Consider the following 15,051-nt stretch of genomic DNA (forward strand, 5'->3'; position numbering starts at 1 on the left):
GGTGTGCAGTGGTCCGTTCAGCGCTGGCGGCGCGTGGTTTTGCGTTCAATGAGCTTGGTGTCGAGGAAATGGTTGGAGGGTTCGTTCGGGGCGTCGGCGTTCTGGAGGCGGTCAACGAGCAGGTTGGCAGCGAAGGCACCTTGGTCCGCCACCGGCTGCGCCACTGTGCTCAGTCCAAGGAACCAACTCATGGGGTGGTCGTCGATTCCAATCACCGAGACATTCTTCGGCGCGGACAGTCCGTGCTCCCGCATGGCCATCAGGGCTCCGAAGGCCGCCTCATCACAATCCGCGAAGACCGCCGTGGGAAGGCTTCTGTGGGCAATGAGTTCGTTCATGGCTTTGCGGCCGCCGTCGATGGTGGAATCCGAGTTGATGACCAAGTCCGGATGAACGGTCAGGTGGTGGTCTTTCAATGCCCGGCCAAATCCTTTGAGCCTGTCGCTGGACGTCAGCACGGAATTCTCCCGGGTTTCGCGACCGGAAAGGACAGCCAAATCCCAATGCCCCAGCCCCAAAAGGTGCGAGGTGGCCTGCCAAGCCGCAAGTTCGTCGTCGATCCCTACGTTGTCCCACGGTACGGAAGTCATCCCCACGCTTGCAACTGCAAGGCCGGATGCGGCCAGGAGGGCAGCCTCGTATTCGCTCAAGTCAACGTTGAGGAGCAACACGCCGTCCACGCGTTGGGAGAGGCCAAGGAGGTCGCCGAAGATCTTCCGTTTGACGCTCGACTTGCCACGCAGGCTGATCAAAACAGTGTCGAAACCGCTGTCTCCGAACACTTCCTCGGCTGCCTCGACGGCCTGGGCGAAGAACCAGGCCGTGGCGGTGGGGGCGATGATCGCGATGGAACCAGTACTTCCGCCGGCCAACCGGGCTGCGGCGGAGGATGCCTTGTAGCCGAGCTTGGCGGCGGCGTCGGCCACTTTCGCTTGTGCTTTTTCGGACACGTTCGGCAGGTTCCGCAGAGCGCGTGAAACGGTGCAGATGGACAAGCCTGAGAGGACTGCGACGTCCTGAATTGTCACGCGTTGAGCCTTAACCATTCAACACGGCCTCAACCCTTTCATCTTCTGGATTAGGCGGGACATCCGTGCACCGCCGAAGAAGAGTGTAAGCGCTTACAATTTTGGCAATCAAGAGTTGTTTTCCAGCGTCACTGAATGTGACGCGGACCTCACCTCAGTGGAGGACGTAGTACTTCAGAAACGCGCTGACATCAGCCATTTCCGGGGCCTCGATCCGATGCCCCATGCCGGGGTAGGTTCGCGCGGTGAGGGCGGTGTTATTGTCGAGCCATTCCGCGGTGTGCTCAATGGCATCGTTGAAGATCACGGGATCGGCCTTGTCCCGGCCCCAGAAGAACGGCGGTGGCGAGTCGAAGGATTCACTGAGGGCCAAGAGATCGTTTTCCAGGACGAATCCGGAGAGGCCTACGGTCGCCTTAAAGCCTTCCGGACGAAGCCGCAGGAGGGTACTGGCCATGGCCATGCCTTGGGAATAGCCAAGGAGGCTCACGCTGCTGTGGTTGCGTTTGACTGAGTCAATCCAGGCGAACACCTTGTTGGTGGCGGTGATGACGTCCGCAAAGTCGTTGGCCAGGAAATAGTCCAGCAGGAACCAGCCGTAGTGGTCGCCGATCGGCATTGGCCCACGGAGCGCGGCGCAGGTGAATTCTTTAGGGAGCTGTGGGAAGAGATTCACCATTCGTTGCTCGTCCGTACCATATCCGTGCATCATCACAAGCAGCGGCGTCCCGGCGCGCTCACTTTCCGGTTTGGACCAGGCGACTGTTTCCATGGGAAGAGCCTATGTTGATGGGCCCGCCGGCGCCGTCGAAATCGCCGGAACGCGCCCGGGTCGCCGAAAGGCTCGGGCGAGCCGGCACGGTTCCGGCGAGCTCGCGCAGTCGGCGGCCCCATCTTCGCCTGGCCTCGCTGCGTTGCCTTGACCGCCACGGAGGCAGGAAATCCTGCCTCCGCGGTCCGCGTTTAGGCCTCTGCGCGCAGGCGCACGGCTATGTATTGCCGGCCGGGCAGTTCAATGCGGAAGCGGCCTTCAAAGGTGTCAGGAAGGGTCTCCACCGTCATGTTCCATGTGTCGATGATGTCGATCTGGAACCGGATGCCCGGGGGCATGACGAACCGCCGGTACGTGGGCTGGTTGAAGCCGAAGTAGATCAGCTCGTATTGGTCCTTGACGCCCGCACTCGGGGCGTCCCAGTGGCCGGGCAGGGGTTCGAGGTGGCCTTCGGGGCTTTCCTCCAGGATGCCGCGCAGGAATCCGATCCGGTCCGGGCTGGTGCCGTGCAGCTTCCCGCCCTTCGCCCACCAGAGGATGTCCCCGGGATGGACGTAGGTCTCGCCGTGTCCGACGTAGCCGCCGCGGACGGCGCCTTCCCAGAACCGGCGGGTCATTTCCTCGCCGGTGATGTTGCCCCACCCTTGGTCGATGTTCCCTTCGTACGCGCATTCGTCGATGACGATGGGCTTCCGCCATTCCTGCCGCCACTCGGTTGTCATTTCGGCGGTCTTGTAGATGTCCAACCGCTGGATGCTGCAGTGCGTGATCCACGGACGTGAGTGGTCATACATCTCGCGGCAGTTGTGGATGGAAAGCAGGTGCTTGTTCGGATCGTTCTCTTGAACGATCGCGGCGAAGCGTTCCCAGTCCTCGATAGTTTTCTCAAACATGAGGTCGAACTCGTTCGCCAGCGACCACCAAATGTTCCGGTGGGATGCCAGACGCGCGGTGACGTATTTGACGTATAGGTCATCGGCCGCCGCGTTCATGGTCGAAAAACCCCACCGGTCGTAGGCATGGAAGAGGATCAGGTCGGCCTCGATCCCGAGGTCTTCCAATTGCGCGATGCGCGTCTCGAGGTGGCGGTAGTAGACGGGGTTCGGCCGGGTGTAGTCGAAGCCTCCCTCAAGAGTCCCCTCGTAGGGGTAAATCTCGGGCTCGTTCTCGTTGAATAGGTAGGACTTGGGGAAGACGCACATGCGCATCTTGTTGAAAGGTCCCGCCTTGAGGGACAGCAGGGTCTGTTCCTCGAGTGCTTCGCCTTGGTGCGTCCAGACGTAGGAGGTCGTGCCGAACGGAAGGTAGGGGGTTCCGTCCTCGTAGGCGAAGTGAAACGTGTCGGCCACCCGGACCACGCCACGGGAATCCGGGGCCGCGGACTTCGCGGTGAAGCGTCCCGTGATGGCGTCCAGGGACGCGGCGTTGCTACGGGTGGCGAAGGACCACTCCCCCTCGGCCGGGACGAGCAGGCGGATCAGGTACGTGCCTTCGCCGTCGTAGAAACCGGGAACCGTCAGGGTCCCGCCGCTGGAGGTGAAGTCGGCCGCGAGGTCCACGTCCGTGAACGGGTTGCCGTGCGAGGGGCCCTGCAGGGCGATCTCATACCTTTGCCATTTCCGCGTCTCGGTTGCGAAGTCGGCCCGGGCGCTTCCGTGCTCCACCGACTCAGGCTCGTAGTCGGCTACCGGTTCATGATGGCGGACGGAACGGTCCGGCCCGGGGGAAGGGTGCAAGGTCTCTATTTTTGCAAGGATCTCGGCCTTTTTCGCCGGGTCGTTGCGCAGGGACTCCTCGGTTCCAAGGATCAGGCCAAGCTGGTAATGGTAGAGGGTGTGCAGCAGCGGGTTGGCTGCAAGTTCTGGCACGTGGCGGGCAAGGATCTCGTGTCCGGCCGGGTCTCGCATGACCTCAAAGAGCGGGGTTGTAGCGGTGAAGGTCGCCATGATGGCCTTTCTTCGGTGAAATTTCTGGAACACACGGCAGGGTCAGCCCTTGACGGCTCCGGTGAACATGCCTTGGACGAAGTAGCGCTGGAACAGCAGATAGATGATGACCACCGGGAGGATCGACATGATGGTGAAGGCGTTCAGTGGCCCGTAGGAGCTGGTGAACTGGGATTGGAATCCCTGGATTGCCAGGGGTACCGTCTGCGATGCCTTGTTCTGCAGGATGACCAGCGCGATGGCGTATTCATTCCAGGTCGAGACGAAGTCCAGGATGAACAAGGCGGCAAGAGCGGGTTTGGACAAGGGCAAGATGATCTGCCAGAACAGCCGCCAGTTTCCGCCTCCATCAACGCGGACACTTTCGTCGATTTCCTTCGGGACAGCGGTGAAGAATCCGTAAAGGATGAAGATCTGGTACGGCAAGCCAAAGCCGATGTAGGGAAGGATGACGCCGATGGGGTTGTTGAGCAGTCCCAGGTCCAGGATCGTCCGGAAGAGCGGGCCGAGGGCCACCTGGATCGGCACCATGGAGCCCATGGCGAAGGCGGCGAGGAGGACCCGGCTGTGCTTGAACTTGATGCGTGACAGGGCGAATGCTGCGGCCGCGGAGATGAACAAGCCGATCGGAACCTTGACCAGGGCGATCAGCAGACTGTTCCCGCCGGCGGTAAGCAGGTTCCCGGTCTGCAGGGCCTTTGCGTAGTTCGCCCATTCGGCACTGGAGGGAAGCGAGAACGAGGAGGTGGAGAAGATCTGGTCCTCGGATTTCAGAGATGTGAAGATCACGAAGATCAATGGCATGGCCCAGGCAAGCATGGCCACGAACAGGGCGATCCACAGTCCGACGCGGATGTAATCGGCATTGCGACGGGGCCTGGGGCTCCTTTCGGAGCGCTTGCCGCGGCTGAGGGTGATGGTGCTCATTAGTCTTCGTTTCCTTTGGTGGACCAGATCATGTAGGGGACGACGAGGACCAGCGTTATGAGGAGGAGGATCGTCGCGGTGGCGTTGCCGAGTCCGAAGTCGTGGTTGAGGAAGGACTGCGTGTAGGACCAGAGGGCCAGGACCTGGGACTTCTGGGCCGGGCCGCCGCCGGTCATGCCGACCACCAAGTCGAAGACCTTGATGGAGTTCACAATCGTCAGGACCAGGACGACGACGACGGTCGGACGCAGCGCGGGGAAGGTGACGTGCCGGAAGACGCCCCAAGCGTTTGCTCCGTCAAGGCGGGCGGATTCGACTAGTTCCTTGGACACGCTTTGCAACCCGGCAAGGAACAACACCATGTTCAGGCCGGCGATCTGCCAGACGAAGGCCGCGAAAATGGCGTAGATCGCCACTTTGGGGTCACTAAGGAAGGTCGTCCCCGAGCCGTCTCCGATGTGCAGGGCCTTGGAAATGTCCGAGAACACACCGTAGTTCGGGTTGTACATCCAGCGCCACATGTTCGCGATGGCAATCGGGGCGAGGACGCCCGGAATGTAAAAGACGGAGCGGAACACATTCCGCCCGAAGACGGGACGGTTCAGTGCCAGGGCCATCACGAGACCAAGCGTGGTGGGGATGACCAGGGAGAGGAGGACCCAGACGATGCTGTTTTGCACGGCCGTCCAGAACACCGGGTCTTTGGTGAAGAGCCGGACGTAGTTCTGGAATCCGACAAAGACCTGCTGGTCGGTGGTGAAGCCGGACCATTTGTACAGGCTGAGGCGGATGGCGCTGAACATGGGGCCGATAACGAAGACCACATAGGCGGCCAAGGCCGGGGCGAGGAAGGGAAGTGCGGCGATGAATCCGCCGCCGGCAATGCGCTTCCACATTGGTCTTTTGGGAGATCTCCGCGGTTTCTGCTCCGGCATGTCGGAGAGGCGCGTGGCTGTGAGCTTGGTCAAGAGAGGTCGCCTTTGATCTTTGGTGCGGTCAGGGGTGTCGGCTGCGGACACGGACACCGCGTCCGCAGCCGACAGCAATGGCTAGTTGCTCGAATCCAGGAACTTCTGGAACTCCGAGCCCGCCTTGGCAGGATCCAACCCGCCGGTGGCGACGAGGTTCTGGATCCGCCAATACTCGGTTGTCGCCGACTGGGAGAGGTTCTGGTCGTTGTTCATGTATAGGCCCTTGGCGTTCTTGAAGATGCCGTCCCAGGACTTGCCCAGGGCGTTCGCGGTTGTCGAAGGAGCGACATCCTTGTTGACGGACTGGGTGGCAAAAGTTCCGAGAACTTCCTGCTGGACCTTGGTGGAGGTGAGGTAGTCCAGGAATTTCGCGGCAGCATCCTTGTGAGGGCTGTCCTTGGTGATGTACTCGGCTTCTTCGAACCCGTACAGCCGCCCGGTTCCGGTCGGGAGCGGGAAGACGCCGAAGTCATCCATGTTGACCTTCTGGTCGGAGATGTTTTTGTTGAACCAGTCGCCTTCCAGCGCCATGGCTGCCTTGCCGGTGTAGAACAGTGCCGAGGATTCGTCGTTGTTGATGCCGATGAAGCCGCTGTTCAGGTAGTCCTTAGACCACTTGGCGAGGTTGGTGAAGGACTTCGTCACGCAGTCCTCCTGCCCCCAGTTGGCCTTGTTGGTGACAAGCTGGTCGAACTTTGCCGAACCGCAGTAGCCCTCGAGGAAAGTGTCCAGCAGGCGCATGACGTGCCAGTTGACCGTGCCGCCGAACTCGATCGGGGTGATCCCAGCGGACTTGAGCTTTGCTGCCGCGTCGTTGAGTTCATCGATGGTCGTCGGCAGCTTGGTGATGCCGGCCTTGGCGAAAAGCGTCTTGTTGTAGTAGATGCCCTCGCCGTTGAGCTTCCACGGGACTCCCTGGAATCCGCCATACTGCTTGACCGGGTTCAACGCCGCGGAAGTGAATCGGCTTTCCCAGTTGTACTGCTTGTAGTAGTCCGCGAGATCGGCGCTGGCGTTGGCCTTCACGAGTTCCCCGCCAAGGCCCGGACCGGCCCAGTAGTTGTAGATGTCTGGAGCCGCAGACGTTCCAATGGCTGTACGGAGGGCGTCCTTGTGGGCGTCGACCGCCCGCGACGTACGCTCGATCTTGATCGTCGGGTTAGCGGCTTCAAAGTCCGAAATAAGCTTGTTGATCTGGTCGTCCGCGCTCGGTGCCGACTGGTTCAGAGTCCACCAGGTAACAACCGTCTTGCCTGTGCTGTCGGCAGCGCTGGAACTCGCTCCCGCTCCGCAACCGGCCAACAGGGCAACGGCGGCCAGTGCGGCTACGCCTTTGGCTAGCAAACGCATCGTCGCGTCCTTTCGTAGGTTAGTTGAGGGCTCTTTCGTCACGGATACCTCGGCCGAAGCCTTCCTCAGAGCACTTGGGTGTGACGTGGCCCATAACGAGTATGTGGGTTATCGATAACTCACGTCAACCGGTTGACCAATTTATTTCGTGAAATACGAGCAAGACCCCCGGGATGCCGGGAACTGATTACGCTGGTCTTGCTCCGAGCCTCAATGGATGTTGTCTCGGGCGCCTACGCAGGTGATCGTAAACTTGCAGTGGATGGGAGCACCTATCCAATCGGTTTCTGTCGCCCCAAACCTCGTGGATGATAACCGGCGGCCCCACGGCGTCAGGTGACAGACTGTGTGAAAGTTTGTGGACACTTGGCGAAAGCAAGGACGGCGACACGGCCCAGCATGGCGGACGTGGGTAGACTGGCCAACGTCTCAACTCAGACCGTGTCCCGCTATTTCACAGGTGTCGGTCATGTGCGGGCCGAAACGCGGGAGCGCATCGCAGCTGCCATCGAAGAATTGGGATACGTACCAAATCAATCCGCCCGTACCCTTCGCACGAGCAGGACGAACTCCGTCGGCGTCTTGACTATGGGCGCACTTAACTACGGGAGCGCAAGCGTGCTCACAGGGCTGGGGCTCGCGGCTCGCCAAGCCGATGTCACGCTCACTATCGCCCAGCTCGATCTCGACTTCGAAGCGAAGAACTGGGAAGTCGAGGCGCGACGGGCGCTCTCCCACTTCAAGTCGGTACAAGTTGACGGGATAGTGCTGTCTACGCCGTTGCCGGGCCTCGAGAAACTGCTCACCGGTTGGGACCAATCAACGCCCTTGATCACGGTTTCCGAACTGCCATTTGCGGACGAAGGCTCCGCAGGCACCCATTCGCACGCTGCCGGCTGGGATGCGACCCACCACTTGATCGAATTGGGACACCGCGAAATCTTGCATGTCGCCGGCCCTTCGACTCGCAATGAAGCATACGAGCGTGAGCGTGGCTACCGCGACGCAATGCAGAGCGTCGGCCTCACACCCCAAGTGCTCGATGTCGCAAAGGACTGGTCCTCGGTTTCCGGATATCGCGCTGGCGAACTCGCAGATCCCACCACGTTCACTGCTGTCTTCGCAAGCAACGACGAGATTGCCCTCGGCTTCATGAGCGCATTGGAAAGACGGGGCAATCGAGCACCTCGGGACTTTTCAATCGTGGGGGTTGACGACATGCCTACTGCCGCTTACTTCTCACCTCCGTTGACCACCATGCGACTTGACTTCCGTGCGCTGGGCATCGCAACTTTCAAGATGCTCCACCATCAGATCCTCACGGGAGAACGGGCTCCGCACTACGTTGTGGAGCCCGTTCTTGTGATTCGTGATTCGACGTCACGCATCGCACAGCGGAAAGAGCCATAGCAAGGTCACCACGGAAAGAAGGAGAAGGAAATGACGGGCAATTTCATTGCGCTTTCATCCATCGCGATCCAGGCAAGCGCCGATCGCGTGTGGTCCGTGCTCACCGACCCCCAGGCCATCAAGGAGTTCATGTTCGGAACCGATGTTGTCACCGACTGGACAGTGGGCGCTCCCATCGCTTGGCGCGGCATCTGGAAGGGCAAGGCGTATGAAGACAAGGGCGTCATCCTCGAATTCGAGCCGGGGAGGCGGCTGGTAAACACCCATTTCAGTCCGCTGTCCGGCCAAGACGACGAGCCTGGAAACTATCACACTCTGACATGGACGCTGGAGCCTGAAGGCGAGGCTACCAAGCTGACCCTGACCCAGGACAACAACGCCAGCCCCGATGAAGCCGCGCATTCGAAGGGCATGTGGGACAGCCTCGTTGAGAGCGTCAAAAATATCGCGGAGCGGGGATAGTCCCAACACCCACGCCCCAGGACCCGGCACGCTGACGGGCTGAGGGCACGTTCCGGTCGGGCGATAGGGCAGCCAGCCGCTACTTTGACCAACCCCCAAGATCTTTGTTTATGTTGTTTTCTGTTGACAGATCAACACGAACAAAGATAGAGTCAAGCAATTCCACATCATGTGATGACTGTCACTGATGTACTTGATCGCTTGTACGCAATGGAGGGTATGTGTTTGCTGAAGAGCGCCAACAGCTGATCTCCGAGCTCGTCGCCGAGCGCGGACGGGTCAGCGTCACGGACCTTGCGGACCGATTCAGCATCACCACGGAGACTGTCCGCCGTGACCTCGCTGCCCTTGAATCCACCGGCAACCTCCGCCGTGTGCACGGCGGCGCTGTCCCCTCAGACCGCCTCAGCACCCGCGAGGAAAGCGTTGTTGAGCGCGCCATCCAGCGCCAACCGGAAAAGCTTCGTATCGCCGAGGCCGCGCTTGCGCTCATCCCCGAGAACGCAGCCGGCAGCATCCTGATCGACGCCGGTTCCACCACAGAGGCCCTGGCCCGCCTGCTGGGACAACGCACGGCCCAGCACCTGGCCTCCGCCAACGGAAACGCCGCGCGTGAAGAACTGGTGGTTATCACCCACGCCATCCCCATTGCCGGGCGGCTGTCCGGCAACCCGAACATCTCCCTCCAGATCCTGGGCGGTCGCGTCCGCGGCCTCACGCAGGCCGCAGTCGGGCAGTCCACGGTCGAAGCGGCTTCCCGGCTCCGCCCGGACATCGCCTTCGTTGGCGCCAACGGTATCCATGCCACGTTCGGGCTCAGCACCCCTGACCCCGAAGAAGCCGCCGTCAAGGCCGCCTTCGTCACGTCCGCACGGCGCGTCGTCGTCCTAGCGGACTCCTCCAAGCTGGACGCGGAAACGCTCGTCCAGTTCGCTGCCCTGAAAGACGTGGACACCGTGATTACTGACCAGGAACCCTCCGAGGAGCTCTCCGCCGCTTTGGCCGAGGCCGGCGTCGACGTGGTGATCGCATGATTGTCACCCTGACCGCCAACCCCAGCCTGGACCGCACCGTGGAGCTCCCGGCCCCGCTGGCGCGCGGCGAGGTGCAGCGCGCTGTCGCCGTCCACCAACACTCCGGTGGCAAGGGCGTCAACGTCTCCCGGGCGCTGGTCGCCTCGGGCCTGGACACCGTCGCGGTCCTGCCGGGCGGGGATTCCGATCCCGTCCTCGCGGGACTGCTCGACGACGGCGTCCCCTACGCAGCGCTCCCCATCAGCGAGCCGCTGCGCAGCAACGTGACGCTCACCGAACCGGACGGCGTCACCACCAAGATCAACGAACCCGGCCCGAAGTTGAGCCTGGCCGAGCAGGAAGCCCTGATCGGGCTGCTGCTGGACCGCTCCCGTGGCGCGAGCTGGGTAGTACTGGCCGGATCGCTCCCACCAGGAGTTCCGGTGGATTTTTACGCCACGGTTGCCCGCCGGATCCGTTCCGGGAACGACGACCCCGCTTACGGCGGTCCGCCGCTTATAGCAATTGACTCCTCCGGAGCCCCGCTGGCGGCCGCCATCAGCGGCGATTCCACCAGCGCCATCAACGGCAAGCCCGATCTCCTGAAGCCCAACGCAGAAGAACTGGCCGAACTGGCCGCCGCAGCGGGCTTCACAGACGTCCACACAGCTGACGAACTGGAAGCGGACCCGGGCCTCGCCGCCAGGGCCGCCGCCGCCGTCGTCGGCAGCGGTGTGGGTGCAGTACTCGCAACACTCGGTTCCAAGGGCGCCGTCCTGGTAACCGCCGACGGCGCGTGGCTCGCCACGCATCCGCCGATCCAAGCCGTCAGCACAGTTGGTGCCGGCGATTCATCCCTTGCTGGCTACCTGCTGGCCGCCACTCGCGGCGGTTCCGCGCAGGACTGCCTCCGTCAGGCTGTGGCACACGGTGCCGCCGCTGCTTCGCTGCCGGGCTCCACTGTCCCGGCGGTCCACCAAACAACTCCCGACGCCGTAACCATTACGGCCCTCCAGAAGGACTAACAGTGACCCAGCTCATCACCCCCCAACTGGTCTCCCTTGACCAGAACCTCGGCGATTCTCCCGCCGACGTCATCCGTTTCCTGGCTGGCAAAGTTGCCGCAGCCGGACGCGCCTCCGAGGTTGAAGGGCTCTTCGCCGACGCCTTCGCCCGCGAGCAGAAGACTGCCACAGGCGTGCCCGGCGGCATCGCTATCCCGCATTGCCGCTCCGCCGCCGTGACCGAGCCCGCCTTGGCGATGGCCCGGCTCTCCCAGAAAGTGGACTTCGGCGCCAAGGACGGCCCCGCAGACATCATCTTCTTCATCGCAGCCCCTGAAGGAGCAGACCAGGAGCACCTGAAGCTGCTCTCCAAGCTGGCCCGTTCCCTCATCAAGAAGGACTTCACGGCAGCCCTCCGTGCGGCCGCCACCGAGCAGGACATCGTGGACTTGGTTGACGGCGCGCTGACCGACAAGCCAGCCGCACACGCAGCAGGGCCCGTTGCAGAGCCTGCCGCAGAGGCTGCACCGGCTTCGGCCCGCGCTGCTTCCTCGACGGCGCCCAAGCGCATCGTCGCCGTCACGGCGTGCCCCACCGGCATTGCCCACACCTACATGGCGGCCGATTCCCTCGTGGCTGCGGCCAAGGAATTGGGAGTCGACCTGCAGGTGGAGACGCAGGGCTCGGGCGGATTCACCCCTCTGGACCCGGCCGTCATTGCCGCAGCAGACGCTGTGATCTTCGCGGTAGACGTGGATGTCCGCGGCAAGGAGCGCTTCGCCGGAAAGCCCGTCATCAACGCGCCCGTGAAGCGCGGCATTGATGAGCCGGCCAAGATGGTCCAGGAAGCCATCGCCGCCGCGTCAGACCCCCACGCCCACCGCGTTCCGCACTTCGGCGCCGAAGAAAACGCCGAACACGCATCAGAGGCCGCCAGCGAGCACTTCGGCACCAAGGTCAAGAAGGTCCTCCTGACCGGCGTCAGCTACATGATCCCGTTCGTCGCCGGTGGTGGCCTGCTCATCGCTTTGGGCTTCCTCTTGGGCGGCTACGAAATCGCCAATGCGGCGGACAAGATTCTTGCCGCAAACAACCTTGGTAACCTTCCCACCGAGTTCCCCGCGCATGCTTGGGGCCCAGTTGGCGCCTACCTGGGCGCAGTGCTGTTCAAGATCGGCGCGTTGTCCCTTAGCTTCCTTGTCCCTGCCTTGGCGGGCTACATCGCCTACGGGATAGCGGACCGGCCCGGCATCGCTCCAGGGTTCGTCTCCGGCGCGGTTGCCGGCTACATGGGCGCAGGCTTCCTGGGCGGCCTTGTTGGCGGCCTGCTGGCTGGTGTCACGGCACACTGGATCGGCACCTTCAAGGTTCCGCGCTGGCTGCGCGGCCTCATGCCCGTGGTCATCATCCCGCTTGCGGCCTCGATCATTGCATCCGGGCTCATGTTCCTGGCTCTCGGCGTCCCGATCGCTGCCGCCTCAAAGGGCCTCAGCGCCTGGCTCTCCGGGATGACCGGCACGTCGGCAATCGTTCTCGGTATCATTTTGGGCCTCATGATGTGCTTTGACCTGGGCGGTCCCGTCAACAAGGTTGCCTATTCCTTCGCCGTAGCCGGCCTCGGCGCGGGAAGCCTCGCCAACCAGGCTCCTTGGCAGATCATGGCTGCTGTCATGGCGGCCGGCATGGTCCCGCCGCTGGCCATGGCCCTCGCCTCAACTGTCCTGAACAAGAAGGGCTTCAGCCTGGCCGAGCGTGAAAATGGCAAGGCAGCCTGGCTGCTGGGTCTGTCCTTCATCTCCGAAGGCGCCATCCCGTTCGCCGCTGCCGACCCACTGCGCGTCATCCCGGCCAGCATGGTGGGCGGCGCAGTGACGGGCGCTTTGAGCATGGCTTTCGGGGTCACCTCGCAGGCCCCCCACGGTGGAGCCTTCGTCTTCTTCGCCATGAACAACTTCCTGTTGTTCTTCGGCTCGATCGCGGTAGGCGTCGTGGTCACGGCCCTCGTCCTGCTCGCACTCAAGCGCTGGGCAGTCCGGACACCGGTTGAGGCAGAGCCCGTTCCGGCCGTTGCCGCAGCCTGACGCCAACCGTTAGCAAGTAAGTAGAGGACTAATCCATGCAGACCTTTTCAGGCGTAGGCGTTGCTCCCGGGCGCGTTCTGGGGCCGGTGCGGCAGATGCCGAAGCCGGTGCAGGAACCGCACGCAAACGTCAACATCCCTGCGGACGTTTCCGTCGAATCGCAAGGCCAGCGCATAAAGGATGCCGCCAAGGCCGTGCAGGCGGAACTCCGTGCCCGAGCCGCCACCGCGTCCGGCGAAGGCAAAGAGGTCTTGGAAGCAACCGCCTTGATGGCCGCCGATCCGATGCTGGTGAAATCGGCCATCAAGCTCCTCTCCCCCGATGCCCCGGGCGGCGCACGTACCGCTGAACGGGCCATCTGGGAGGCAGGTGCCACGGTTGCAGACTCATTGAAGGCCCTCGGCGGCTACATGGCAGAGCGCGTGGCGGACGTCCTGGACGTCCGCGCCCGTCTCGTCTCGGAACTGCGCGGGCTGCCTGCGCCGGGCATCCCGGCGTCGGACGTTCCGTTCATCCTGGCCGCCGAGGACCTCGCCCCGGCAGACACTGCCACTTTGGACCCTGCCAAGGTGATCGCCTTGATCACCTCAAGCGGCGGCCCACAATCCCACACCGCCATCCTGGCCCGCGCCCTGGGCCTGCCTGCGATCGTCGCGGCCCCGGGGGTCGACGAGATCGGGGACGGCACCGAGATCTACATCGATGGCGCTGCCGGCACCATCACGGTGGATCCGGGTGAGGAACTCCGCCTTGCGGCCAAGGCATGGGCCACCCAGGCGTCTACGATTGCCGCGTTCAGCGGCAGCAGCGTGATGGCCGACGGGTTCCGGGTTCCGCTGCTCGCCAATGTCGGTACCGGTTCCGATGCGGTCAAAGCCGCCGACGCCGGTGCCGAGGGCGTCGGTTTGCTGCGAACCGAATTCTGTTTCCTGGATCGCGACGACGAGCCCACCGTCGAGGAGCAGATCGCGGCCTACGGCGCCGTCTTTGCTGCGTTCCCGGGCAAGAAGGTTGTGGTCCGAACGCTCGACGCCGGCGCTGACAAGCCCCTGCCGTTCCTCACCAACGCGGATGAGCCCAACCCCGCTCTGGGCGTCCGCGGGTACCGCACCGATCTGGCCTCCCCCGGCGTCCTCGAGCGCCAGCTCAAGGCGATCGCTGCCGCGGAGGCCGCCAACCAGGCCGAAGTGTGGGTCATGGCGCCCATGATCTCCACGGCGGAGGAAGCCGCGCACTTCGCATCCCTGTGCTCCGCCGCCGGCCTGAAAATCCCCGGCGTCATGGTGGAGGTCCCGTCGGCTGCCCTGACCGCCGCCACCCTGCTGCGCGAAGTCAGCTTCGCGTCGCTCGGAACGAACGACCTCACCCAATACACCATGGCCGCGGACCGCCAACTCGGCCCGCTCGCCGCGCTCAATGATCCGTGGCAGCCTGCCGTGCTCCAGCTCGTGAAGTTGACCGCCGACGGCGCTGCTGCCGCCAGCGCGGGTGGCACTGCCCGGCCCGTGGGAGTCTGCGGCGAGGCAGCCGCGGACCCTGCCCTCGCCGTCGTACTCGTTGGACTGGGCGTCGCGACGCTCTCCATGAGTGCCCGCGCACTGGCGGCCGTCTCCGCCGTGCTGGCAACCGTCACGGTTGCGCATGCCCAAAAACTCGCGGCGGCCGCATTGTCCGCCCCGAGTGCATCAGCCGCGCGCCAAACCGTCCGCGCCCAGCTGCCCATTCTGGACGAGCTGGGTCTCTAGACTTTCCCCAAGCCCACAATCGAAGGAGCAACAATGTCCGAACGTACCGCCACCATTGCCAGCCGCGTCGGCCTGCACGCCCGCCCGGCAGCCATCTTCGCCGAAGCCGCCGGCGAACTGGACCTCGAGGTCACCATCGCCCGCGAAGGCGAACCCGCCGACGACGCCATGGACGCCGCCAGCATCCTGTCCCTCATGAGCCTCGGAGCTTCATACGGCGACGTCGTTGTGCTGCGTGCCGAGGGCGCCGGCGCCGACGAAGCCCTGGAGCGCCTCGTGAAGATCCTCGAAACGGACCACGACGCCGAGTAACCCACTGAGCATGCCCCCTCTTGGCACTGA

The 15,051-nt window shown here is 63.2% G+C and carries 13 protein-coding genes; 7 read left to right on the top strand and 6 right to left on the bottom strand.

Annotated features, from left to right (window positions below):
* Window positions 1-17: 17 nt before the first annotated feature.
* From AC3ANQ_RS22295 to AC3ANQ_RS22320, 6 genes are all read right to left on the bottom strand, one after another.
* A complete protein-coding gene (locus AC3ANQ_RS22295) occupies window positions 18-1,028 on the bottom strand; it encodes a LacI family DNA-binding transcriptional regulator (protein WP_488303056.1) in 1,011 nt (336 codons plus the stop codon).
* A 154-nt stretch (window positions 1,029-1,182) separates the two neighbouring features.
* Window positions 1,183-1,800 (bottom strand): alpha/beta hydrolase, encoded by a 618-nt coding sequence (locus AC3ANQ_RS22300; protein WP_488303057.1) that lies wholly within the window; start codon window positions 1,798-1,800, stop codon window positions 1,183-1,185.
* A gap of 191 nt (window positions 1,801-1,991) precedes the next feature.
* Window positions 1,992-3,746, bottom strand: coding sequence for a DUF5605 domain-containing protein (locus AC3ANQ_RS22305; protein ID WP_488303058.1), 1,755 nt, complete (start codon window positions 3,744-3,746; stop codon window positions 1,992-1,994).
* 42 nt (window positions 3,747-3,788) lie between these two features.
* Window positions 3,789-4,673, bottom strand: a complete 885-nt coding sequence (locus AC3ANQ_RS22310; RefSeq protein WP_488303059.1) for a carbohydrate ABC transporter permease — start codon at window positions 4,671-4,673, stop codon at window positions 3,789-3,791.
* Window positions 4,673-5,641, bottom strand: a complete 969-nt coding sequence (locus tag AC3ANQ_RS22315; RefSeq protein WP_488303060.1) for a carbohydrate ABC transporter permease — start codon at window positions 5,639-5,641, stop codon at window positions 4,673-4,675. The genes AC3ANQ_RS22310 and AC3ANQ_RS22315 overlap by 1 nt, the downstream gene beginning before the upstream one ends.
* An 81-nt stretch (window positions 5,642-5,722) precedes the next feature.
* The gene (locus AC3ANQ_RS22320) at window positions 5,723-6,994 is read right to left on the bottom strand and encodes an ABC transporter substrate-binding protein (RefSeq protein ID WP_488303061.1); all 1,272 of its coding nucleotides are present in this window, start codon (window positions 6,992-6,994) and stop codon (window positions 5,723-5,725) included.
* 399 nt (window positions 6,995-7,393) lie between these two features.
* On the opposite strand from AC3ANQ_RS22320, the gene AC3ANQ_RS22325 reads away from it, so the two are divergent.
* The 7 genes from AC3ANQ_RS22325 (at window position 7,394) to AC3ANQ_RS22355 (ending at window position 15,021) form a co-directional block, all read left to right on the top strand.
* On the top strand, window positions 7,394-8,404 hold the full coding sequence (locus AC3ANQ_RS22325; protein WP_488303062.1) for a LacI family DNA-binding transcriptional regulator: 1,011 nt from the start codon (window positions 7,394-7,396) through the stop codon (window positions 8,402-8,404).
* 30 nt (window positions 8,405-8,434) lie between these two features.
* Complete coding sequence (locus AC3ANQ_RS22330; protein WP_488303063.1) at window positions 8,435-8,866, top strand: SRPBCC domain-containing protein; 432 nt, start codon at window positions 8,435-8,437, stop codon at window positions 8,864-8,866.
* A 221-nt stretch (window positions 8,867-9,087) separates the two neighbouring features.
* A complete protein-coding gene (locus AC3ANQ_RS22335) occupies window positions 9,088-9,900 on the top strand; it encodes a DeoR/GlpR family DNA-binding transcription regulator (RefSeq protein ID WP_488303064.1) in 813 nt (270 codons plus the stop codon).
* Window positions 9,897-10,904: a 1-phosphofructokinase family hexose kinase gene (locus tag AC3ANQ_RS22340; protein WP_488303065.1), complete on the top strand. Its 1,008-nt coding sequence runs from the start codon at window positions 9,897-9,899 to the stop codon at window positions 10,902-10,904. Before AC3ANQ_RS22335 ends, AC3ANQ_RS22340 begins: the two co-directional genes overlap by 4 nt.
* Window positions 10,905-10,906: 2 nt before the next feature.
* On the top strand, window positions 10,907-12,964 hold the full coding sequence (locus AC3ANQ_RS22345; protein ID WP_488303066.1) for a PTS fructose transporter subunit IIABC: 2,058 nt from the start codon (window positions 10,907-10,909) through the stop codon (window positions 12,962-12,964).
* Between the two features lie 35 nt (window positions 12,965-12,999).
* Window positions 13,000-14,709: a phosphoenolpyruvate--protein phosphotransferase gene (ptsP, locus tag AC3ANQ_RS22350; protein ID WP_488303067.1), complete on the top strand. Its 1,710-nt coding sequence runs from the start codon at window positions 13,000-13,002 to the stop codon at window positions 14,707-14,709.
* Window positions 14,710-14,742: 33 nt separating this feature from the next.
* The gene (locus AC3ANQ_RS22355; protein ID WP_488303068.1) at window positions 14,743-15,021 is read left to right on the top strand and encodes an HPr family phosphocarrier protein; all 279 of its coding nucleotides are present in this window, start codon (window positions 14,743-14,745) and stop codon (window positions 15,019-15,021) included.
* Window positions 15,022-15,051: the final 30 nt, after the last annotated feature.

This window comes from Arthrobacter sp. DMZ02-1R, assembly GCF_057747935.1.